This is a genomic window from Mesorhizobium huakuii, from assembly GCF_030160235.1.
Taxonomy (GTDB): domain Bacteria; phylum Pseudomonadota; class Alphaproteobacteria; order Rhizobiales; family Rhizobiaceae; genus Mesorhizobium; species Mesorhizobium huakuii.
Map to the genome: position 1 here is coordinate 131,332 of NZ_BSNY01000012.1, position 20,430 is coordinate 151,761.

Annotated in this window: 19 protein-coding genes; 3 read left to right on the plus strand and 16 right to left on the minus strand. The window is 63.6% G+C overall.

Annotation, left to right across the window (positions count from 1 at the left end):
• Nucleotide 1: 1 nt before the first annotated feature.
• The 10 genes from tssK to tssA form a co-directional block, all read right to left on the minus strand.
• Nucleotides 2-1,336: a type VI secretion system baseplate subunit TssK gene (gene tssK / locus QQK95_RS05415; protein WP_010910851.1), complete on the minus strand. Its 1,335-nt coding sequence runs from the start codon at nucleotides 1,334-1,336 to the stop codon at nucleotides 2-4.
• A 34-nt stretch (nucleotides 1,337-1,370) separates the two neighbouring features.
• The gene (gene tssJ / locus QQK95_RS05420; protein ID WP_202355662.1) at nucleotides 1,371-1,823 is read right to left on the minus strand and encodes a type VI secretion system lipoprotein TssJ; all 453 of its coding nucleotides are present in this window, start codon (nucleotides 1,821-1,823) and stop codon (nucleotides 1,371-1,373) included.
• A 3-nt stretch (nucleotides 1,824-1,826) separates the two neighbouring features.
• Nucleotides 1,827-3,287 carry a type VI secretion system-associated FHA domain protein TagH gene (tagH, locus tag QQK95_RS05425; protein WP_284269766.1) on the minus strand — a complete coding sequence of 487 codons (1,461 nt, stop codon included), beginning with the start codon at nucleotides 3,285-3,287 and terminating at the stop codon, nucleotides 1,827-1,829.
• Complete coding sequence (tssG, locus tag QQK95_RS05430; RefSeq protein ID WP_284269768.1) at nucleotides 3,284-4,351, minus strand: type VI secretion system baseplate subunit TssG; 1,068 nt, start codon at nucleotides 4,349-4,351, stop codon at nucleotides 3,284-3,286. The genes tagH and tssG overlap by 4 nt, the downstream gene beginning before the upstream one ends.
• Nucleotides 4,315-6,189, minus strand: coding sequence for a type VI secretion system baseplate subunit TssF (gene tssF / locus QQK95_RS05435; protein WP_284269771.1), 1,875 nt, complete (start codon nucleotides 6,187-6,189; stop codon nucleotides 4,315-4,317). The genes tssG and tssF overlap by 37 nt, the downstream gene beginning before the upstream one ends.
• Before the next feature lies 1 nt (nucleotide 6,190).
• Nucleotides 6,191-6,943 carry a type VI secretion system baseplate subunit TssE gene (gene tssE / locus QQK95_RS05440; RefSeq protein WP_284269772.1) on the minus strand — a complete coding sequence of 251 codons (753 nt, stop codon included), beginning with the start codon at nucleotides 6,941-6,943 and terminating at the stop codon, nucleotides 6,191-6,193.
• Nucleotides 6,930-7,379 (minus strand): Hcp family type VI secretion system effector, encoded by a 450-nt coding sequence (locus QQK95_RS05445; RefSeq protein WP_284270542.1) that lies wholly within the window; start codon nucleotides 7,377-7,379, stop codon nucleotides 6,930-6,932. The genes tssE and QQK95_RS05445 overlap by 14 nt, the downstream gene beginning before the upstream one ends.
• An 82-nt stretch (nucleotides 7,380-7,461) precedes the next feature.
• A complete protein-coding gene (gene tssC, locus QQK95_RS05450; protein WP_284269773.1) occupies nucleotides 7,462-8,967 on the minus strand; it encodes a type VI secretion system contractile sheath large subunit in 1,506 nt (501 codons plus the stop codon).
• Nucleotides 8,968-8,970: 3 nt separating this feature from the next.
• Complete coding sequence (tssB, locus tag QQK95_RS05455; RefSeq protein ID WP_140722556.1) at nucleotides 8,971-9,507, minus strand: type VI secretion system contractile sheath small subunit; 537 nt, start codon at nucleotides 9,505-9,507, stop codon at nucleotides 8,971-8,973.
• Between the two features lie 5 nt (nucleotides 9,508-9,512).
• Nucleotides 9,513-10,688 (minus strand): type VI secretion system protein TssA, encoded by a 1,176-nt coding sequence (tssA, locus tag QQK95_RS05460; protein WP_284269778.1) that lies wholly within the window; start codon nucleotides 10,686-10,688, stop codon nucleotides 9,513-9,515.
• 331 nt (nucleotides 10,689-11,019) lie between these two features.
• On the opposite strand from tssA, the gene tssH reads away from it, so the two are divergent.
• On the plus strand, nucleotides 11,020-13,857 hold the full coding sequence (gene tssH, locus QQK95_RS05465) for a type VI secretion system ATPase TssH (protein ID WP_284269779.1): 2,838 nt from the start codon (nucleotides 11,020-11,022) through the stop codon (nucleotides 13,855-13,857).
• Nucleotides 13,858-14,203: 346 nt separating this feature from the next.
• On the opposite strand, the gene QQK95_RS05470 is transcribed toward tssH, so the two are convergent.
• Both QQK95_RS05470 and QQK95_RS05475 read right to left on the minus strand, forming a co-directional pair.
• On the minus strand, nucleotides 14,204-14,359 hold the full coding sequence (locus tag QQK95_RS05470; RefSeq protein WP_284269780.1) for a hypothetical protein: 156 nt from the start codon (nucleotides 14,357-14,359) through the stop codon (nucleotides 14,204-14,206).
• A 222-nt stretch (nucleotides 14,360-14,581) separates the two neighbouring features.
• Nucleotides 14,582-15,016, minus strand: a complete 435-nt coding sequence (locus tag QQK95_RS05475; protein WP_284269781.1) for a hypothetical protein — start codon at nucleotides 15,014-15,016, stop codon at nucleotides 14,582-14,584.
• 254 nt (nucleotides 15,017-15,270) lie between these two features.
• On the opposite strand from QQK95_RS05475, the gene QQK95_RS05480 reads away from it, so the two are divergent.
• Nucleotides 15,271-15,591, plus strand: coding sequence for a hypothetical protein (locus tag QQK95_RS05480; protein WP_284269782.1), 321 nt, complete (start codon nucleotides 15,271-15,273; stop codon nucleotides 15,589-15,591).
• 132 nt (nucleotides 15,592-15,723) lie between these two features.
• Here QQK95_RS05480 and QQK95_RS05485 read toward each other — a convergent pair whose 3' ends face one another.
• From QQK95_RS05485 to QQK95_RS05500, 4 genes are read right to left on the minus strand one after another with little or no spacing between them, the layout of a single operon-like run.
• Entirely contained in the window at nucleotides 15,724-16,425 is a 702-nt protein-coding gene (locus QQK95_RS05485; RefSeq protein ID WP_284269784.1) for an RraA family protein, read from the minus strand.
• Nucleotides 16,422-17,540, minus strand: a complete 1,119-nt coding sequence (locus tag QQK95_RS05490; RefSeq protein WP_284269785.1) for a mannonate dehydratase — start codon at nucleotides 17,538-17,540, stop codon at nucleotides 16,422-16,424. The genes QQK95_RS05485 and QQK95_RS05490 overlap by 4 nt, the downstream gene beginning before the upstream one ends.
• Before the next feature lie 2 nt (nucleotides 17,541-17,542).
• Nucleotides 17,543-18,328: an SDR family NAD(P)-dependent oxidoreductase gene (locus tag QQK95_RS05495; RefSeq protein WP_284269786.1), complete on the minus strand. Its 786-nt coding sequence runs from the start codon at nucleotides 18,326-18,328 to the stop codon at nucleotides 17,543-17,545.
• Nucleotides 18,321-19,085, minus strand: a complete 765-nt coding sequence (locus QQK95_RS05500) for a FadR/GntR family transcriptional regulator (protein WP_284269787.1) — start codon at nucleotides 19,083-19,085, stop codon at nucleotides 18,321-18,323. Before QQK95_RS05500 ends, QQK95_RS05495 begins: the two co-directional genes overlap by 8 nt.
• Nucleotides 19,086-19,240: 155 nt before the next feature.
• On the opposite strand from QQK95_RS05500, the gene uxuA reads away from it, so the two are divergent.
• The gene (uxuA, locus tag QQK95_RS05505) at nucleotides 19,241-20,425 is read left to right on the plus strand and encodes a mannonate dehydratase (RefSeq protein WP_284269788.1); all 1,185 of its coding nucleotides are present in this window, start codon (nucleotides 19,241-19,243) and stop codon (nucleotides 20,423-20,425) included.
• Nucleotides 20,426-20,430: the final 5 nt, after the last annotated feature.

The window sequence follows — 20,430 nt, forward strand, 5'->3', positions numbered from 1 at the left end:
CTCACCTGTTCACTGAGTAGCAGTCGACCTGCGGCTCGCTCGGCAGGACACCGGAAACGCCGATGACGAAGCCGGGGGCGTCGAGCAACGAGGCCCAATGTTCGCTCTTCTGGTCAAGCTCCAGGCACAGCCGGTCGCCATCGTAGGGAATCTCGCGTGGCTGCGAATGAAGCGGTTTCAGCGGAATGCCCGGAAGGCGCGACTTCCAAAGACCCTCGAACTGGTCAGCGGCGCCGACTGTCGCCTGGTTGACGAAGATCTTGCGCAGCGCGTCTTCCGACAGTTCCGATCCGACGCGTATGACGATGCGGCTGGCGACCAAGAGCTTCGGGTTGTCGATGCGCACTTTCCAGACATTGGTCGCGTGCCGCATGACCGGCAGCGCGCGCGATTTCGGCTCGATGTAGCGCAGGCTGAGAATGAGCGAGCGCAGGGCGTCGGCCAGCGCCATATAGGCGGGGCCGGGCGCCATGTGATCGTAGGCCGGCAATTCGCCGAGCCGCCGCGAGCTCGAGCCGTAGGTTGCCATCTCGCCGGCGAGTCCGGCCAATTCGAGATAGAGTTCGGCCGGATGAAAGACATCCTGCGCCAGCATGTGGGCAAGCCGCGGGCGAGCGGCATTGGCGAGGTGCAGCATCAGAAGGTCTTCGACGCTGCGGCCTGCGCCACCCATCACCATCTTGCCATGCGCTTCGGCGATCTGGTCGAGGCCGGTGACGACCTCCTGCAGCAATTGCCGGTACCAGTGGACCGCGCCGGTGATCAGCGTCGGCGGCAGGAACGTCTCATCGAGCGAGATGCCGCCGTCGGCGCGCACACCCTTTATGTCGGCGATCGGCAAGGCGGTGTAACCGCCGACCGACTTGCCGGGCGCGAGCAGGGCGGCTTGCGGCCGGGCGATCTCGATCTCTTCCGGATCGGCGCCGCTCTGGACGGCGTCGCGCACCGAAACGATCTTGCCGTGGTAGCGCGCGCCCGTCGATGCCGCATGCGCCGGATCGAATCCGACGCCACCGGGCGGCTCGAGCGGCAGTGCCACCAGCACCGGACCGGCGCCGGTGTCGGCCGTGACCGGCAGTGGCTTGGGCGCATCCATCAGTTCCGGGATGGAGAAGGGCGTGCCGTCCGGGAAAATACCCCGGGCGGACACGATCGAGACCTGGCCGGCGTCGAGCAGCGACTGGTCGAGGGTCAGTTGCTGGAAGCCGAAAGTATGGAGCTGGCCGGCCTGCAATGCGCCGCGCACCATGCCCTCGAAGAACCGATCCTGCTGCTGGAAATGCTGGGTCCTGAGAAACAGGCCCTCCGACCACAGCACCCTGTTTGCATCGCTCATGCCATTACTTTCTGCACACGACCATCCTTGCCTGCTAGGCGGAAATGCCGCCTTTGCCGAGGCTGACGTTGATGGTGAATTTCGAGCCTGGCGATACCGATTTGGTCGTGCGCCAGTTGCGTCCGCCCGGCTCGCGGATCAGCGCCACGAAGCCGAGTGCCGCGGCGTTCGGCTCGACCGTGATGGTCTTGGCCGCCGTCTTGCCTGGCGCGACCGAGATCGTGTCGGAGCCGATGAGGTCGGCACCGAGCGCCGAGCCCGCGTCGCCCTGCAGCGCGAAATAGTCGGCCGAGTTGAACTTGCCGGTGCTGGCAAGCCGCATCACCAGTACCGTCACCGGCCTGTCGCCGCCGCCCGGTCCCGGATTCATGCCGGCGCCTCCGGTCACGTTGACCGTGATAACCGATGGTTTCGGCGGGCCGCTCTGGCAAGCCGCAAGCAGCCCCGTAGCGCCGAGGGCAACGACGAATTCGCGTCTGTCGATCATGTCCTACTCCTCCTCTTCGTATGCGTTCCTGAAGTCTGCGCCGATCTCGCCCAGGAAGCTCGATTCCGCGCTCTGGGCGATGTCGCGATGGCGTTTCTGGTAGAGCTCCCACAGCTTGGCGTTACGTCCGCCGGAGAGCAGATTGCCGATGGCGGAATTGGACTTGAGCTCTTCCTCGATCGCGGCCGGATCGAAACGGTCGATCATGCGTCGAAGCGCGGCCTGAACGCCGCGCCAGGCGCGTACGTGATGCTGTGCAAGGTCCTTTACCGCATCGTCGATCGCCGCCTCGCCGGAGAGAAAGCCCGGACTGCGTTCCGAGATGATGGTGACAATGACATCCTCGGCCGTCGGCAGGAATTTAAGCGGGTTGACCTCGGAAGCGCCGACCACCGTCTGGGCGACGCGCGCGCTTCCCTTCTCCTCGGCGCGCTTGCGCAGGAGTTGCATCAAGCCATCCAGCATCAGCCGGTATTCACGCCCGAATTTCTCCATCTCGGCGATCGGGTCGCGGCCGGGAAAATCGGCCTCCTCGACACCCATGCCGCGCAAGAAAGCGGCGCGAAGCGCCATATCGCTGGATGCGGGCTGCGCCGGGCGCGCCGGCTTGGGCGCTGGAACGGCGCGTCGCGGCGGCGGCGGCTCGGCAGCTTGAGCCGGCACGTCCCAGGGACGCCCGGCGCGCGGCCTTTCAGCCTGATGCTGCACACGTCCCGGCGGGTCGGCGCCGTTGCCGAGAGGCGGCGCCGCGGCCGGGCCAAAGCTGAAATCGTCGTCGAAGCTGGCCGGCCTTGCCACATGCCCTGAGGCATCGTTGCGCGCGGGCATTTCGCCGAACCCGAACGGATCCGGCTGGCCCGGAGCAGCGACATCACTGGATGGCGGCGTCGCCACCGGATCGAGGCTGAACGGGTCGTCGAAGGCAGGCGAACTGCGTTGGCTGGGTGCGCGATCGTAAGCCCCTGGAACGGGCTGATCGAACGGATTCGGCAGGTCCGCCGGGCGTGGCGGGCGCGGTTCTTCCTCGACCTTGGCCGAGAAGAAGTCGTCGCCGCCGATGCTGGCGGGCGTTCGCGCTCCCGGCGATGACCACGCAGGCGCGGGATGGCCGGCGACAGGGGCCGGGCCGACCGACGTCCGGTTCGCTTTGGATTGAACCTCGACGTGGAAGACATAGTCGCCCATGCGCAGCCGCATGCCGCTCTGCAGCCGCATCGACCTGCCAGGACCCAGGGGGCTGTCGGAGTCATCGACGAACAATCCGCTGCTCGACGTGTCGGTAATGAAATAGCCATCCCGGTCGCCGCTGATCTTGCAATGCGCGCGCGAGACGAACATGTCCGGGTCGTCGATCTGCCAGCCGGCATCGGCGCTGCGCCCGATCACCAATTCGCCTTCGTCAAGCCGGGTCTGCCTGACCACTTGCGAGCGCGGGCCTTGTTCCAGCGTCAGCAGCAGGCTCATGCGGCGGCCTCCGCCATTTCCGGCCGCCAACCGACGATGGTGTGCAACCTGAGATCGTCGGCGTCACCCTTTTCGGCGGGACGCGCCAGCCAGGCCGTGCGGCCAAGCTGGACAGTCCCGACCCGTGGCGGCGGCACGGCGTCGCGCGCGAGCACGATGCGCAAATCGACATCGAGCGTCTCGCCGATCATGTCGCGCACCGCCTTCTTGAACAGGCCAAGGCGCCGTTCGCCGGGCAGGAACGACCTGAAGTCGTCGAAGCTCAGCGGACCAACGCGCAGTTCGATCCTGCTTTGGCGGCTGAACACCCGCGGCCCGATCGTCGCGCCGCGTCCGAGCCCGGCATGGGCCTTGCCGAGACGCGTCTGCAGTGCCTTCGGTATGGTGATCCAAGCGGCGACGAATTCCTTGATCTGCACCGGCACCTTGAAGGCGGTGGCGAGAAACAGCGTCAGCCGCTCGACGCCGTCGACCTGGCTGGCGAGCGATCCAGCCTGTCGCAGTCGCACAGTGTCGAGTTCGGGATCCTGGGTGCCGGGGAGACCGATCCCGGACATTGCCTCCAGCATGGCGCGAACACGCCCGCCGACGGACCGCTCGACCTGCACCGCCGGATGCGCGTCAGCCCAGGCGCGATAATAAAGGGCCATCATGCGGTGCTGCAGGATATTGACGAAATCGACGAAGGTCGTGTCGCTGGTCTGCTCGGCATCTGCCCCGGTGAACCAGCGCTGCGACAGCCGGTCGAGCACCCAGCGTGTCAGATGCAATGGCATCGGTCCTTCCGGTCCAAGCAGCCCGAGATTGGCGACGGTAACACGGGCAGGGGCCTTCTCCCCCGCGTCCTGGAGCTTGACGACGTCGCGGGCCGAGAAGCTCAGGCGCACATGCTGGCCAAGTCTCGCCGGCTCGCGTTCGGCCGTTCCGGAATGGCCGAACAATCCACCGCGCTGCTCCAGGCGCCGCAGCAGCTCGAAAAAGTCGTAGCTCTCCAGCAACGGTTCGGCCGCCGCCGTTGCGGGCTCCGCTAGATCAGGTAGCGATTGCCGGGCGTCATCGGCCATGGCACATCCTCCTGCTTCTGCAGCAACCGCGTACGGGTCCGGATAAATCCATTTATCCCTGCATGGCGGGCGAAAAGCCGCGAAAGCAGGGCCGAAAGCAGCAGCGAACTTTGACCGGCCAGCACGGACTGGTCGACATGCAGTGTCACCTCGGTGCCGCGTCCGAAACACATGGGCCCGTCGATCTGGAGCCGCTCGATCACCGGGCGTGAATCGATGCGCACGATCGAATGCACGTTGCGGGCAAGGCTGGGATCGCCGCGATCGGCATAGAGGTCAAGCAAGGCATGCAGCGGATCGACGCCACGGCCTTCCTGGGCAAGGCTGAGGAAGTTGAGAGAGAGCTGCGCCACCAGTCGCCAGGCGAGATTGTCGGTGCGGGATTCGCCCGCCGCGCTGGCCGGGAGGGACGCCGGGATTGCCGGCTGCGGCGCCCGCAGCGCTCCAAGCAAGCGCACCGCTTCGACCGGGTCGGCCGTCTCCAGCGTCAGCGTCGGCGTGTCGTCCAGGATCGGCAGGTCGCGGTTGGTGCACAGCGCCTTGATGTCGAGACGCTTGAGCGGTCGATTTGGCGGGCTTCCTGCCGGCCGCGAGACGGCGATAAAGACATCGTCGCCGGTGTAGGAGGTGCGGGTCAGGCCCTCGCGCCGCTCGTCTTCGGTGGCTCGGCGCGGACGTCGCTCCGTCGAATAGACCCAGCCGCTGCCGCGGTTCTGCCCCAGGCTGAACAATTCGGGAATTGTCGCCTCGCCGCTCTCCGCATCGGCGTCCTCGACCCGGGTGACCCGGAAGATCTCGAAATCCCGCGCCCGGGTGCGGTCGGCGTGCAGTATCTGACGCGTTTTGCGCGGATCGATCTCGATGACGTTGCATTCGCGTTCGAAGAGATTGATGACCGGTGTCACGAAGAGCTCGAAATCGGCAACCGTCACATCGGCGAGCTCGGGTACCGGACGCCGGAACAGGAAGATGATGTCGATCCCCCCGTCGCACTTGCGCACCACCGGCTGGAGGCCGGCGACCCGCACATAATGGAAGCGCTCCGGGATCATGAAATATTCGCGCAGCAGCCGGTATCCCTCGAAGGTCGGACGGGTGCGCGGCATCAGCGCTTCGTCGTCGCGGATGCCGATCATTTCGGGCTCGGGCAACGCCGTCAGCGGATTGGTCTTGCCTTCCGCCCGCGCGCCGAGAGCCGAGCAGGCGCCGAAGATCGCATCGAAAAGCAAGGGCGCCCTGGTACGCCCGGCGAAGTAGAGGTCGAGACGGTCGAGCGACAGTTCGCTGAGCTTGCCCTTTCCCGACCGCGCTAGGGTGATGCGAAACGCAGCTTCGCCTCGTGTGCCGCCGATCGGCGCGATTCCGGCGGCGGCGAGCGCGCTGCGATCCTGGAAATAGCCGACCGAGGTGATCGCGATCGGCCACAGCGTGACCTCCTGCGCGGTGGTGAAGGTCGAACGTGTCGAAAGCCCTGGATTGAGGCCGGAGACCAGTCGTGTGCCGCGCGGGACGGCGTGGCCGGCAAGCATCGACTGCACCTGCTGGCCGGGTTTCAGCACAGCCATCGCCGTCGCGGGCGCCGGTGTCACCAGATCCGGGTAAAGCACATCGAGCACGGCGCGCGAGAAGCGCGAGCGCTCCGCGTCGACCTTCAGACGGGTGCGCGCGGCCAGGAAGGCCACGCCGTCGAGCAGCCGTTCCACATAAGGATCGGGACATGGGACCGTGTCGAGGGAAAGATTGCGGGCCACCGCCGGATGCATGTCGGCGAATTCCGCCGCCAACGCCCGGATATGGGTCAGTTCTTCTTCGTAATACTCCACGAAGACCCGATCCATCTCAGGTCTCCCGGAATTCGGTTCGTGCCAGGCCGTTGTCGAGATTGATCGTGGTGCGCAGCCGCATACGCTCCGGTGTCGGGGTCATGATCAGCACCGCGTCGATCTCGATCTTGAGGCCGACGGTTTTGTCGCCGAGCGTGACGTTGACGGTCGTGGCGCTCTCCTTCAGGCGCGGCTCGAAGGTGGCAAGCACCGTGCGGATTTCGCGCGCCAGCGCATCGCGGTCGAAATCCCGCGAAGAGCGGCCGGAAAAGGAGGGCACGCCATAATTGACGACGCTGCGGCGCACCTCCGGAAAGTCGGCGAGCGAGGGCAGTTCGTCCAGGGGCTGTTCGTGTTCGGCATCGGAGAGCATCGGCACGGATTCGAAGCGCTCGGTGTTGAACAGGGCCTCGATGTCGCGCCGCACGGCTTCTCTCAACACGCGTGCCGAAACCACCACGCCGCGGCTTTCGATCTCGGCGCGATGCTCGGTCTGGAAGGCCAGCCGGTGCAGGCGCCGTCTCTGCTCGGGCGTGAGTTCGGCGTCGGTATCGATGCCGCGCGCGCTGCCGTCGAGAAGAGCCCCGACGCGCTCGGCGCCGAGTTCTTCATCCAGCAGACGGCGCAGCCCGTCGATCTCCGACGCCACACCCGGCAAGTCGTTGACGAGGCGGTCCCAGAGCGAGGGCTGGACCGCCTCGCGCTTTGCCCGCGAACTGCCGGCAAGCTGCGGCTTCGCGCCAGGCCGCTTGGCCTCACTTGCCGACATAGACGTCCATTTCGATCTCGTCGTCCTTGTTGTAGACGAACTTGATCTTCTTGTAGGCGAAGCTGACTTCTTCTTCGATAAGATCGGCCTCGTCGGCGGCCTGCCGCATGTCGTACTCCATCACCGAGGCGTCGGTGAGCGTCACGACCAGATAGTCGCTGGTCTCGCCGTCAATGGTGCGGCGTGCCGAGAACACCACTTCGTCGAGCGCCTTGTTCTCGAAAAGTGCCTTCTTCAGATATGGCGACGACTTGTCGTAGTGCTTGAAGAATTTGATCATTCCCATCGACACACGGCCGCGTCGCGAAAGTGAATTTGGGTCGTATGGCGCCATCATCTTGTAGTCGACGCCATGCACCTCGATCTCGTCTTCATGGCCGTCGCGCTTGCTCGGACCCTTGATGTCCGGAACTTTCAAAAAACCATCGATCTTCATGGAAGGAGCCTCGCTTCTCTCTGTGGTCGGCATTGTGTTTCTCCACCGCTTTCAAACGAAACAAGATGACTTCGCTGCGACTTCAGCCCTTTACTGACGGCAGTTCCGACACCAGCCGGAGGGAGGCGTTGATGCCTTCCAACTGGTAGTGCGGACGCAGATAGAAACGGGCATTGTAGTAACCGGGCCGGCCTTCGACGCTGTCGACCTGAACCTCGGCCGCGGCAAGCGGACGCTTGGCCCGCGCCTTGTCGTCGGCGAAGGCTGGATTGGCCAGCACGTACCGGTTGATCCATTCGGTCAACCAGATCTCCATATCGGTGCGTTCCTTGAACGATCCGATCTTGTCGCGCGCGATCGCCTTGAGGTAATGCGCGAAACGCGACACCGGGAAGAGGTAGGGCAGGTTGGCGCTCAGCCGTTCGTTCGACTGGGCGTCGGGGTCAACGAGGCGCCCGGCGCGCGTCTCGTCATCCTGGAGCGAGTGCGCGCCGATGAAGGCTGCGAGATCGGTGTTCTTGCGGTGCAAGATCGGCATCAGGCCGAGCTTCGCCAGTTCCGCCTCGCGCCGGTCGTCGATGGCGACCTCGGTCGGGCATTTCATTGCGATCGAACCGTCGTCCGTCGGGAAAGCGTGCACCGGCAGGTTGAGCACCGTGCCGCCATTCTCGACCCCGCGGATCTGCGTTCCCCAGCCATAGAGCTTGTGGCTGCGGTTGATGTTGACGCCCATCGGGAAGGCGGCGTTCATCCAGACATATTTGTTGTGGTCGCCGCCCACCTCTTCCTCGAAGGTGAAGCCCTTCACCGGAACGGTTTCCGAGCCGTAGGGCAGGCGTGCCAGCACGCGCGGCATGGTGAGCCCGATATAGCGGGCGTCCTCGCTCTCGCGAAGCGACTGCCATGAGGCATAGGCCGGGTTGTTCACGATCATCTGGAGGTCTTGCGGGTTCGGCAATTCCTGCCAGCTGTCCATGCGGAACAGCCGCGGCGAGGCGGCCGCGATGAATGGCGTGTGCGCCGAGGCACAGACACCCGAGATGTTGCGCAGCAGGCCGACGTCGCGCGGATGGTTGGAGAACTCGTAGGCGCCGATGATGCAGCCTATCGGCTCGCCGCCCAGCATCGAATACTCGTCCGTGTAGACTTTCTTGAAGATCGGGCTCTGGTCCCACATCTGGCCTTCGTAGTCTTCCAGCGTGTCGGCCAACTGCTCCTTGGAGATGTTCATCACGCGGATCTTCAGCTTGGTATCCGTCTCGGTGTTGTTGATGAGATACCAAAGGCCTCGCCAGGTGCCTTCCATCTCCCGTACTTCCGGGGCATGCAGGATCTCGTTGACCTGCGTCGTCAGCATCTTGTCGATGCCCGCGATCAGCGACTTGATCGACTTGATCGCGTTGGACGAGATGGTCGTCGTCTCGGAACGGGACTGAGCGGCCAGCGCCAGGTTGCGCACCAATTGCTGGAGTTTCTCGCTGTCGTCCTTCTTGACCTTGAAATCCTTTTCAAGGAGGCCGCTGAATTCGCCAAGATCGATGGCTTCGGCCTCGGCGGCAGCGGCTGCGGTCTTTTGCTGTTCGGCCATGACTTACTCCTCGCCCTTGCCATCAGACATCGCCTGGCTGGCGATCTTGCTCAGCAGCGGCTCGTTGTTCAGAAGCTGCGCGATGCGCTTTTCGGCGTCGACCCGGCCGTCCATGAAGCCCAGCAGTTCCTCGAGCTGACGCCGCATCTTGAGGATCTCGGCCAGTTGCGGCACCTGCTCGGCGATCTTGTCCGGCGCGAAATCACCCATTTTGGAAAAGGTGAGATCGATCGCCAATTCCTCGTCCCGCTCGGCGCCTTCGGCTTGCGGCAACGTGTTCTTCACGCGGGCCTTCACGCGCGGTCCCATCGCCTCCATGAATTTGGGGAAGCGATTGGCGTCGGTTTCGACGAAATTGCGGTCCAGAACCGACTTCGACGCTTCCTTGGTCTGCGAGGCGCCGGAAAGGTCGGCCATGACAGCCATGACGAACGGCAACTCTATCGTCGTGGGGCTGCCGTAGGTTTCGACGTCGTAGGCGATCTGCACGCGCGGGGCGCGGTTTCTTTCGATGACCTTGGCTTTGCTCTCTGCTGGCATGCTGGTTACCTTTCATCCTTCTGGGCCGGCTTCTTGGGATCGGCGACACCGGCAAGCAGCCGGAATTCCTTCAGCCCCGACGGGGCGAGATCTTCCATCAGTTCCACGAAATCCATGTGCACCATCCTGCGCACGCGCCGGGCGAGATGCGGGATAGGGCTGGACGGTTCAGTGCGGTCGTAGAAGGCGACCACGAGATCGAGGCATTTGACGACCTCATCGCGCGAGTTGATCCGGTCAGGCAGGCCGGCGCTGGGTTCCACAGAGCTTGCCACACTTGCCATCGTCTCGGCTCCATGACCGTTTTGGGTGGGCGTCGATGCCGGTTGGGCCGGCTGCGGGGCAGGCTTTGCCGCACCGTTGGCCATGGCGCCGGCGCTGGAATTCCGCTCCAGCGTCGTCAGCAGGCGCTGCAGGAACTTCTTCAGGTCCGGAACGGCCGCGCCATTGCCCTCGATGCGGGCATTGAGCGCGGTATCCACCGCCTCCAGCGCCGAAATCGCGGCGCGCGCATCGGCCAGAAGTGTCGTGACAGTGTCCGCGGCCTGATCGATCTGCGCCGCGCATCCTGTGCGCACCCGGTTCAGCAACTGGTTGTGAGCGGCCGTCAGCGCCGCCTTTTCGGCGGTCCCCAGGCCGGAGGCCGCTTCCTGGAGCATGACGCGCTCATCGAGCGCTGCCTGTTCCAGGTCCCGCCCGCTGATCGGCCCGATGGCGCGCGGTGAGAAGAAGACGGTCTGCCTGAGGTTCGCCAGCAAGCCTTCCTGGCCGTTCTGGAGGTCGAGCAGCGCATTGATGCGTCGCAGCGCCGCGTCGCGGGGCGTGGCACTCGTCCGCAAAGCCGGATGCATCGTATCCCAATACTGGTCGAAAGTTCTTGCGATCAGCGTTAGCCCCTGGGTGAGGCCGGCGAGTTTCTCTTCATTGACCAGCGCGCGCGTGACGATGACCAGAAGGCGCAAATCCCGGCCGCGCGACCGCAGTTCTTCCGACTTTTCGAGGACGGCCGCCCAGTCGACGGAGCTGGTTGATTGCGAAGCCTTGTTGCTACCGTCGTGGACGACCTTGAGCTGGGCTTCCGTGAGCCGCTCCAGCTCGTGAAAAGCCGGGTCGTTGCGTAAATCCTCTCCCGACGGGTTCGCACCGTCCAGAGGATTCAGCCAGAGTGCGAGATCAATCACACCTACCCCCAGCAAAGGGCCCTGTGACCCATGTGACGCAACGTTATCATCGGTCCCATGCCACGACAATTGAGCACTTCCTCAAAAACTAACAGAAGCTGAATGCTCCGGTAATCTTTCGACCGACCCATTGCGCGATTGGCGGGCCGGGTATGTGAAATGGCTCGCCTGGTTCAGACCGCAATGCGGGTTTGTTGCAGGAGTTTGCAGGGCTTGTGTAACCACGAGGTGCCGCCCGAACCGGATCGGAAGGCCTCGTTCGTCACACGGCTTTGTCAAGCGGCTGCTTCTATGGCAGGGTAGGGTCAGCAGATCTCGGGGGCAGGTTCAAATGGAACAGCGCCGATCGTCGCAGAGTTTCAAGCGCAAGGAACTCGTTGCAAAGCTCAATCCCACGGGGGTGCGCGCCTTCAAGGCCGCCGCTGACACGGCCAAGCTGCGCGGCAACCCCTATGTCGAGCTCGTCCATTTCGTCCAGCAACTGGTGCTGTCCGAGCGCTCGGATGTGCAGATGATCGTTGCCGATGCCGGGCTGGATGCCAGCCGGCTGACGGCAGATATGACCCGCGCAATCGACAAGCTGCCCTACGGCGCGACCTCGGTGGAGGAGTTCTCCGATCACATCTTCCATGCCATACAGGAAGGCTGGAGCCTGGCCACACTGGAATTCGGTGTCGAGGAGGTGCGCAGCGCGCACATTCTTCTCGCCTGCCTGAAGACACCGGCGCTGGAAGGGCTGGTTTCGAAAATCAGCACCGAATTCGACAAGATCGATGCCGACGGGGTCATTGCCCGCTTCGCCGAGGTCACCGAGGGCTCGCTCGAAGCCGGCTCACCTCCTGCCGCAGCAGCGGCCGAAACACCGATGAAGCGCGGGCCGGGCGGGGATTCAGCACTCGCCAAATACGCCACCGACCTGACCCAGCGTGCCCGCGACGGCAAGATCGATCCGGTCGTTGGCCGCGATCCTGAAATCCGCCAGATTGTCGACATCCTGATGCGGCGCCGGCAGAACAACCCGATCCTGACGGGCGAGGCGGGTGTCGGCAAGACGGCGGTCGTCGAGGGCTTTGCCTTGCGCATCGCCCAGGGCGACGTGCCGCCGACGCTTCAGAATGTCAGCGTACGCATGCTCGATGTCGGGCTGATGCAGGCGGGCGCCAGCGTCAAGGGCGAGTTCGAAAAGCGGCTGAAGTCCGTCATCGACGAGGTCCAGGCGTCGGAGACGCCGATCATCCTCTTCATCGACGAGGCGCACACGTTGATCGGCGCCGGCGGCGCGGCGGGAACCGGCGATGCGGCCAATCTTCTCAAGCCCGCGCTCGCGCGCGGCGAGCTTCGCACCATCGCCGCCACGACCTGGGCCGAATACAAGCAGCATATCGAGAAGGATCCGGCGCTGACCCGTCGATTCCAGGTGGTCAAGATCGAAGAGCCTTCCGAAGCGGTGGCCGTGCTGATGTTGCGCGGTGTCGCCGGTGTTCTCGAGCAGCACCACAAGGTGCAGATCCTTGACGAGGCGATCGAGGCTTCGGTTTCGCTTTCGCACCGCTACATCCCGGCCAGGCAGCTGCCGGACAAGGCAGTCAGCCTCCTCGATACTGCTTGCGCCCGCGTTGCCGTCTCGCAGCACGCTACGCCAGCGGAGGTCGAGGACATTCTGCGCCGCCGCCAAGCGCTCGAGGTTGAGCAAGGCATCATTGGCCGCGAGGCGGCGATCGGCATCGAAGTGGCCGACAGACAGGCTCGCGTGGAGGCCGGATTGGCGGAAACCGAGACCACGCTTGCGGCAGCGCAGGCGCGTTGGGATCGGGAAAAGGCGCTGGTCGCCGAGATTCTCGACCTGCGCGCCAAACTCCGAGGCGAGGGCGTGCCGCTTGACGCGGTGGACGGCGGGGAAGCCGCTCCGGGCGAGACCGCCGATGCGCCAGCCGCCGAGGCGCATGAAAGGGAGTCACCTGAGGCCAAAACGCCGAAACCCGAGGCGGCTGAACCCATGAGCTCGAATACCAAGTCCAGGAAAGCAAAGGCGGCAAAGACGGAGGCTGTTGCCGCGCACGAGCCTGTTCCCGTGCCGGATTCCACTGCTGATCTGGCACGACTGCGCGAATTGATGGCGGAACTTGCCGAGGCGCAGGGCGAGACCCCGCTGATCCTGCCGTCGGTCGACCGCAATGCCGTGGCCGCCGTCGTCCAGGACTGGACCGGCATCCCGACGGGACGGATGCTGTCCAGCCAGACCGAGAAGGCGCTCAAGCTCGCCGCGACCTTGTCCGAGCGCGTCGTGGGTCAGGACCATGCGATGGAGATGATCGCGAAACGCGTGCAGACCAGCCGCGCCGGCCTCGGCGCGCCGGAGAAGCCGGTCGGCGTGTTCCTGCTTTGCGGCCCCTCAGGCGTCGGCAAGACCGAGACAGCCCTGGCGCTTGCCGAAACGCTTTATGGCGGCGAGCAGAACCTGATTTCGATCAACATGTCCGAATTCCAGGAGGCGCACACGGTCTCGACGCTGAAGGGCGCGCCGCCCGGTTATGTCGGCTATGGCAAGGGCGGCATCCTGACCGAGGCCGTGCGGCGCAAGCCCTATTCGGTAATCCTGCTCGATGAGGTCGAGAAGGCGCATCCGGACGTACACGAGATCTTCTTCCAGGTCTTCGACAAGGGCATGATGGACGACAGCGAAGGCCGCCGGATCGACTTCAAGAACACGCTGATCCTGCTCACCTCGAATGTCGGCTCCGAGGTCATCATGGACCGCACGAAGAACGGCGCCTTGCGCACCGGCATGGACGATCTGGACACCGCCTTGCGCGCTCCGCTGCTGAAAGTGTTTCCGGCCGCTTTCCTCGGCCGCGTGGTGACAATCCCTTACTATCCGCTCTCGGACGCGATGATAGAGGCGATCACCAGACACCAGTTCGACAAGATAGCCCGGCGCCTCAAGGCAACAAACGATGCCGAGCTGGTGATCGGCGACGGTGTCATGGACATGGTCAAGGCGCGCTGCACCGAGATCGAATCCGGCGGACGCATGATCGACGCCATCCTCACCAACACGCTGCTGCCGGAACTCAGCCGCGGCGTGCTCAATCGCTCGCTGGAGGGCAAGAAGATGACAAAAGTCACCGTCGGTGCCTCGTCGGAAGGATTTACCTACTCTTTCGAATAGAGCTCGTTGGGGCCGTTCGTCCCTTCGCAATGACCAAAGCGCATTCCTGTGACTGGTTAGGCCAATCTTCAGCGTACAGGCACTGGTGAAAGGCACTGCGGGACGATACGGGAAAATGTCTGATTTTGGCCCACGAAAAACTCAATGAAATCAATGAATTTAAGACACCTCCGGGTCCGCGATGACCATTGATTTTGCAATGAAGAAATGCCCTAGTTCGATCGATGACGGTATTTTTCGAGACGGCTGGGCGCGCCGTCGAACGCTAAAAGGTGCAAAAATCGCCGATTGGTCTCGATAGTTGGTGAAGCCTCAATATATTTTTGCCGCGATTTTCCCTTTAAAATCAAAAGTGTAACTTCTTGACGGCCTTGATGTCGGAGTTCGCGTGGAGGAAGGCCAGCAGGTCGAACGTCTTTGGCCTGATGGCCACAATCTCGCCGTCGCGCCGCAACGTGCCGCGTTCGAGATCGAGGGTCGCGCTGCCGATCTGTTGTGCCAAGCCCCTGCACCATCGCTGCGCCTGATTGCGCAGGAGCCGCAGAAGCCGGTGAGGTCAAGCCCGAAAGATGCTCGAGAGGCACAGCAAGGCCGATATGGGTCACCGGCCCACTCCAGGACCTGCTCCGCAAAACCCCGCAAGCCAGCGAGCGCCGCCTCGCCAGCTGGCAATTTTGCAGCTGAGGCGGCGGCGCAGCGTCTTCGCTGACCTAACGTTTGGCACTCAACCGTGCGCCATTATACTTCTCAGCCATGCAAGAACCTTGCTGCCTCCGAGCATTCTCCGCACCCTGCCGGCCGCCCAGTCGGCGCGCATCGTGGCTCCGGCATGGCAACTGCAGACGATGTCGTGCAACTGCCAGTCTGACAGTTCGAAGAAGCGCTTGGCCTCGCCGTAAGTGTCCGATCGCAGGCCCGAAGCACGCAGCAATGGATCATCGAAGGCAACCGTGATCGGCGACCCGGTTGCCCGCGCCTCTTCGCGGAGCCCGGAGTTAAGATGCTCGGTACCGGTCAGCGCGGTCAGGCAGCGCGACGGATTCATTTCGAGCAGTTCGGCCCACCGTTCGATCCGCTGCTCTTTGGTCGTCAGCAGGGCCGGCGCCATCGGATTGATGTCGGCGATCGACTGCAGTTCCTCAAGTGTCTGGTGTTTCATGGCTACCTCCTGTTCTTAGCTTTGTTCTTAGCCCTCAGCGGCCTCCGCAGCCTGTGGTCTTCGACCTACGGTCTTGCCCTCGGCGTCTTAGGGCTCGTGGCGCGAGCCGTGGAGTTGCCCAAGCGACCTTCAGCAGACACCAAGCAGCGGCATATAAAGCGAAAGAACCGTCATCGATCTCTAATGTTCCAGCGGCAGCGCAGATTTCGTGCGGCTTGCCACACAATGGGTCAAGCCGGGGGCAGATCGGCCGTGTGAAGCATGTGCGCGGCGACGAGGACGCGCGCCATGCATCGCCTCAGGTCCTCACTGAAGAGCCAGAAAAGCCCTGCAACAAAACCTGGTTTCAGCGCGGTTCCTTGTGTTTGGAGGAACCTATGTGGCCGACATTCGATAATGGGGATGAACCCAAAGCCCAGCGAAAAATGTTGGCCGATCGACTGGCCAGGGAGACCGGTATCAGCGAAGAAGAAGCCGAGCGACTGATCCAGCTCATTGGGACCGATTGGAATTCGCTGCGTCGCGAAGCTAGGTTCCTGAAAGGTCGACACGAGGATGGCGCAGCCAGCACCTGATCAATTCGCTTAATGCGGCCCTTGTCGAGCCGAAATATCCCGTTCCGGCCGCTTTGTCTGTCAAAGTCGGGTTGCAACTCATCCCAGGTGACAAGCTATCGTCCGCAATCATCCCGTCGATCGAGCGACTGGTCACATGATTCCGAAGGTTCTGTAGGCTTCGACCGCGCTGAGGCCCCCGCGGATTGCCTCAGCGACAAGCTTCTCACCGCGAGCCTTTTCAAGCGCCAGCCGCACCACCTCCTCTTCCGCTTGGCGCGGGATGACGAGGACACCTTCCTTGTCGCCAAACAGCAGCGTCCCCGTCTCGATCCGCACGCCGCCGATCTCCAACGCGCAGCGATAGTCGACGACCTTGCCGCGGACACCCTGGTCCTGGGCGTAGTAGCCGGTACAGAAGCAGGGGAAATCCAGCGCCTTGATGCCATCCGTATCGCGCACGAAGCCGTCGACCAGTGCGCCATGGGCGCCCAGGATCTTCGCACGCGTCGACATCAGCTCGCCCCACAGCGCATAGCGCGGCGAGGCGCCGCTGGCGACATAGATCTCGCCAGGCTTGAGATCGTCCAGTGCCTCGAACATCAGCCCGAACGGCTTGGTCATCAGCGGATTGCGCGTCGGCTGGTCGGACGGAAATATGTCGGATTCCAGCACCGGCATGGCCCGGCCGAGCAGCCGCGTCTCCCCGTCGACCGGCTTGAACACGGGCGGAAGGAACTGATGCCGCAGCCCGAGCGTGTCCATGACGTCACCAACTACGGCGACGAAGAGTTCCTTCTCGAACAGCCGGTACATTTCGGTGTCGTCGGCATAGAGGCGCTTCGGTGTGGTCATGAGGCTTGACTCCTGCCGGTCGTCGACTGCGTGTTGTGCGAAGGCCCTAGCGCCGCGGCGTTTTGGACCAGCGCACGCATGTAACCGAGTGCAAAGGCCTTGCCGGCGTGCCAGGGCGCATCGCAGGACATTTCCGGCGTATGGTCGGGGATCATGACGCCGTGATAGCTTTCGTCGCGCAGGATGCGAACAATTTCGGCCATATCGATGTCGCCGTCATCGACGAACGTCTCGTGGTAGTTCGGTACCTTGCCGCGAACGTTGCGGAAGTGGATGTAGCCGATGCGTCCGCTTCGGGCGAAGCGCCGGACATGCGAGTAGATGTCATCAGTGCCGGGCATTTCCTGTAGTGAACCGAGGCAGAGCTCGAGCCCGTTGGACGGCGAATCGACGATGCCCAGGAGCCGGTCGTATTTCTCCGGCCGGTTGACGAGACGCGCGGCACCGCGCAGTGCCTCGGCCGGCGGATCGTCGGGATGCGCCGCCAGCATGACACCGGCCTCTTCGGCCACCGGCACGATCTCGCGCAGAAAGACACCAAGCCGCTGCCAGAGTTCCTCGCTGCTGACCTGCACCGGTTCGGCATCCGGCCGGCCGGCGCGGTAGCGCATGTTCCAGACGACGCCGTCGGGCAGGGAAAGATCGGGGTCTATGGCGGTGAGGTCGAGCCCCACCGACATCGCCTCGCCACGCGCGAACGGTCCGCGCGACCAGCCCCAGACGCCGGCTATCGAGAAGTTATAGCCGATGCAGGGAATGCCGGCGCGTCCGGCATCGCGGACCAGGCGCTTCAGCCCTTCGATCTGCTTCGCCCTGTCGGGTCCGCCGAGCAACACATCGGACCAGAAGCGGGGCGAGAAATTCTCGATCGCGGCGAGTTCCAGGCCGTTGTCGCGCACGGTCTTCACCAGGCCGGCGAAATCCTCGTAACTCCAAAGTTCGTCGGTGGAGCAGTCGCCCCAGCCTTCCTTCTCGCTGCCGGCGGACAGCGAAGGGTCGCGGCCGCGAAAGTAATTGGTGAGGTGGGCTACGACATGGGTGGCGCCTGCCTGGCGGGCGAAGCGGAAATTGCCTTGGGTGAGCGATTCCCGGTAAAGGCCAAGACCAATCTTCATGGCTACTTCACGCCGATGCCGGCGGTCAGGCCGCCATCTATTCTGTAATCGGCGCCGGTGCAGAAGCTGGCCTTGGACGAGCACAGGAAAGCAATGAGTTCGGCCACTTCCTCCGGCTCGCCGATGCGGCCAAGCGGATGGGCTGCGCCGAAGCGCTTGTAGGCCTCCTCGACATCGGCATCGCTGCCGTGGTCGCCACGCGCGGCCTTCTCCAGGATCGGCGTGCGGATCGAGCCCGGGCTGACCGAATTCACCCTTATGCCTGATGCCGCGTAGTCGAGCGCCAGCGAGCGTGTCAGCGTATGGATGGCCCCCTTGGTCGTGGCATAGGCGGCGACGTTCTGCTGGCAGGCGAAGCCTTGCACCGAAGCGACGTTGATGATGGCGCCGCCGCCGCGCTTGATCATTTCCGGAATGCCGAAATGGGCGGTCAGGTAGATCGAGCCGACATTGACCGTCATCGCCCGGTTCCAGGTTTCCCAATCGGTCGTCGTCGCGGTTCCGTAGGGGTGGACCGCGGCGGAATTGACGATGATGTCGATGCCGCCGAAACGCGTGACGCCGGCCGCGACCGCGTCACGCACCTGATCGGAAACGGACACGTCGACCGTTTGCACCAGGGCGTCTGTTCCGGCTTTGGCAAGGCTTTCCTGCATGGCGGCATTGGCGGCCTGGTCGATGCCGCAGGCGACGATCGCCGCACCGCCTTGCGCCAGCCGCCTTGCGGTGGCGAGTGCGATGCCGGTCGTGCCGGTGATCAGCGCCACCTTGTTTTCAAAGTCATGCATTGTCCGAATCCTTGGAAGAAGTCTGGCCCGGCATTGCCGGCGAGATCCGTGTGTTTTCGAGGTCGTCCGGAACGAAGCGCAGCCCGAAATCGAGATGCCGGCTCATCAAATAGCTGTAGGCAATGCGGTCGCGCGTGCGAAGCGCGGCGATGATCTCGCCATGGGCGTGGCGCGTTTCGCTCAACACAGGCCGGATAGATTTGCCGACTGTCATGATGTGCAGGATGACCGGCGACAGGAACTGGTAGGTCTGCACCAGCATGCGGTTATCGGCGAGCTTCATCAGTGCCATGTGGAAATCGAAATCGCGCTGAGCGGCTTCCTGGACATCCTTGCTGGTCTCGATCAGGCCGTTGACCTCGTCCAGGGCGTCGAGTTCGGCGGCGCTGGCATTGAGAATGATGTGGTCGCCGATGCTCACTTCAATGATGCGGCGAAACCCCTGTATGTCGTTAAACGAGGTTCTTGAAATATCCATCTGGGCAGCGAAGAAGTTCTGGATCGCAATGTCATGGCGATCGGCCAGCACCGCGCCGACGCGCGGCTTGGGGTCGATCAGACCATAGGTGCGAATGGTGCGCAGCGCTTCGCGTATCGTGTTGCGGCTGGCGCCGAACAGTTCGCCAAGCTCGCGTTCGGTGGGCAGGACGTCGCCGACCGACATGGCGCGGTTTCGAATGAGGTCGAGAATCTGCCGCACGGTCTGGTCGACGGCCGAGCTGCTGACTCCCGCATCTTCCGCCACTTCTTGCTCCAAGGGTTCCCTCCTTGTCATTTGTTGGACCAGACTAGTGCCTGTCGAATAGAAAATCAATTGGCGAGCCATAAAAACCACGGATTCGAGTCGAAATTAGCTTATTGACAGGCTATTGGTCCAACAATATGGTCGCCACCTAACATTGAGGAGGCTTCATGGAACAGTGCTGGCGCTGGTATGGTCCGGATGATCCGGTGACGCTTGAACATGTCAGGCAGGCCGGCGCCACCGGCGTGGTTTCAGCGCTTCACCACATCTACGATGGGAGGGCCTGGCCCGAAGCCGATGTGCTCGAACGCAAGCGCATCATCGAGGCCGCCGGCCTGACATGGTCGGTGGTCGAGAGCATCCCGGTCCACAATTCCTTCAAGATCGGCGCGCCGGAACGCGAGCGCTACGCCGGCTACTATCGCGACAGCATCCGCACGCTCGCCAAGGCCGGCATCAAGACGATCTGCTACAATTTCATGCCGGTGGTGGACTGGACCCGCACCGACCTCATGTATCGCCTGCCGACAACCGGCTATGCCTTGCGTTTCGACGCCATCGACTTTGCCGCCTATGACCTTTTCGTGCTGCAGCGCAAGAATGGCGCCGCCAGCTACACGCCGGCGCGGATCGCCGAGGCCGAGAGGCGGCTGAAGGCGTTGGCGCCAGAGCAGGTCGATCAGATCGAGCGCAACCTCATCGCCGGCCTGCCGGCGACCGAGCGCAGCTACAACCGTGACAGCTTTCGCGAGGCCCTGGCCGAATACGACGGGATCGGGCCGAAGGAGTTGCGCGACAACCTCGCCTGGTTCCTGCGCGAGATCATTCCGGTCGCCGAAGAGGAAGGGGTGCGCATGTGCATCCATCCCGACGACCCGCCCTTTTCGCTCTATGGCCTGCCGCGCGTCGTGTCGACCGCGCAGGATGCGCGCTTCATCCTCGAGGCCGTCGACAGCCCGGCCAACGGGCTGACCTTCTGCACCGGCTCCTACGGCACGCGCGCCGACAACGACATCGTGGCCATGGTCAAGGAATTCGCCGACCGCATCCATTTCGTCCATCTGCGCAACATCACCATCGAGGAGGACGGCTCGTTCTATGAAGCCGAGCATCTCGAGGGCGGCACCGACATGGCGCATGTCATCCTCGCCCTGATGCAGGAGGAGGCGCGCCGCCGCAAGGAGGGCCGTGCCGACTGGCGCATCCCGATGCGGCCGGACCACGGCCACCTGCTCGCCGACGACATCGGCAAGAAGAAGATCAATCCCGGCTACTCGCTGATCGGCCGGCTGAAAGGCCTCGCCGAACTGCGTGGCATCATGCGCGCCGTGGAGCGGTTCGGGCTGGCCTGAGGCAA

What these genes read in the sequence shown, in the direction of transcription:
- tssK (WP_010910851.1), bottom strand. Translation starts at nt 1,336, where the DNA reads ATGAGCGATGCAAACAGGGTGCTGTGGTCGGAGGGCCTGTTTCTCAGG.
- tssJ (WP_202355662.1), bottom strand. Translation starts at nt 1,823, where the DNA reads ATGATCGACAGACGCGAATTCGTCGTTGCCCTCGGCGCTACGGGGCTG.
- tagH (WP_284269766.1), bottom strand. Translation starts at nt 3,287, where the DNA reads ATGAGCCTGCTGCTGACGCTGGAACAAGGCCCGCGCTCGCAAGTGGTC.
- tssG (WP_284269768.1), bottom strand. Translation starts at nt 4,351, where the DNA reads ATGGCCGATGACGCCCGGCAATCGCTACCTGATCTAGCGGAGCCCGCA.
- tssF (WP_284269771.1), bottom strand. Translation starts at nt 6,189, where the DNA reads ATGGATCGGGTCTTCGTGGAGTATTACGAAGAAGAACTGACCCATATC.
- tssE (WP_284269772.1), bottom strand. Translation starts at nt 6,943, where the DNA reads ATGTCGGCAAGTGAGGCCAAGCGGCCTGGCGCGAAGCCGCAGCTTGCC.
- QQK95_RS05445 (WP_284270542.1), bottom strand. Translation starts at nt 7,379, where the DNA reads ATGAAGATCGATGGTTTTTTGAAAGTTCCGGACATCAAGGGTCCGAGC.
- tssC (WP_284269773.1), bottom strand. Translation starts at nt 8,967, where the DNA reads ATGGCCGAACAGCAAAAGACCGCAGCCGCTGCCGCCGAGGCCGAAGCC.
- tssB (WP_140722556.1), bottom strand. Translation starts at nt 9,507, where the DNA reads ATGCCAGCAGAGAGCAAAGCCAAGGTCATCGAAAGAAACCGCGCCCCG.
- tssH (WP_284269779.1), top strand. Translation starts at nt 11,020, where the DNA reads ATGGAACAGCGCCGATCGTCGCAGAGTTTCAAGCGCAAGGAACTCGTT.
- QQK95_RS05475 (WP_284269781.1), bottom strand. Translation starts at nt 15,016, where the DNA reads ATGAAACACCAGACACTTGAGGAACTGCAGTCGATCGCCGACATCAAT.
- QQK95_RS05485 (WP_284269784.1), bottom strand. Translation starts at nt 16,425, where the DNA reads ATGACCACACCGAAGCGCCTCTATGCCGACGACACCGAAATGTACCGG.
- QQK95_RS05490 (WP_284269785.1), bottom strand. Translation starts at nt 17,540, where the DNA reads ATGAAGATTGGTCTTGGCCTTTACCGGGAATCGCTCACCCAAGGCAAT.
- QQK95_RS05495 (WP_284269786.1), bottom strand. Translation starts at nt 18,328, where the DNA reads ATGCATGACTTTGAAAACAAGGTGGCGCTGATCACCGGCACGACCGGC.
- uxuA (WP_284269788.1), top strand. Translation starts at nt 19,241, where the DNA reads ATGGAACAGTGCTGGCGCTGGTATGGTCCGGATGATCCGGTGACGCTT.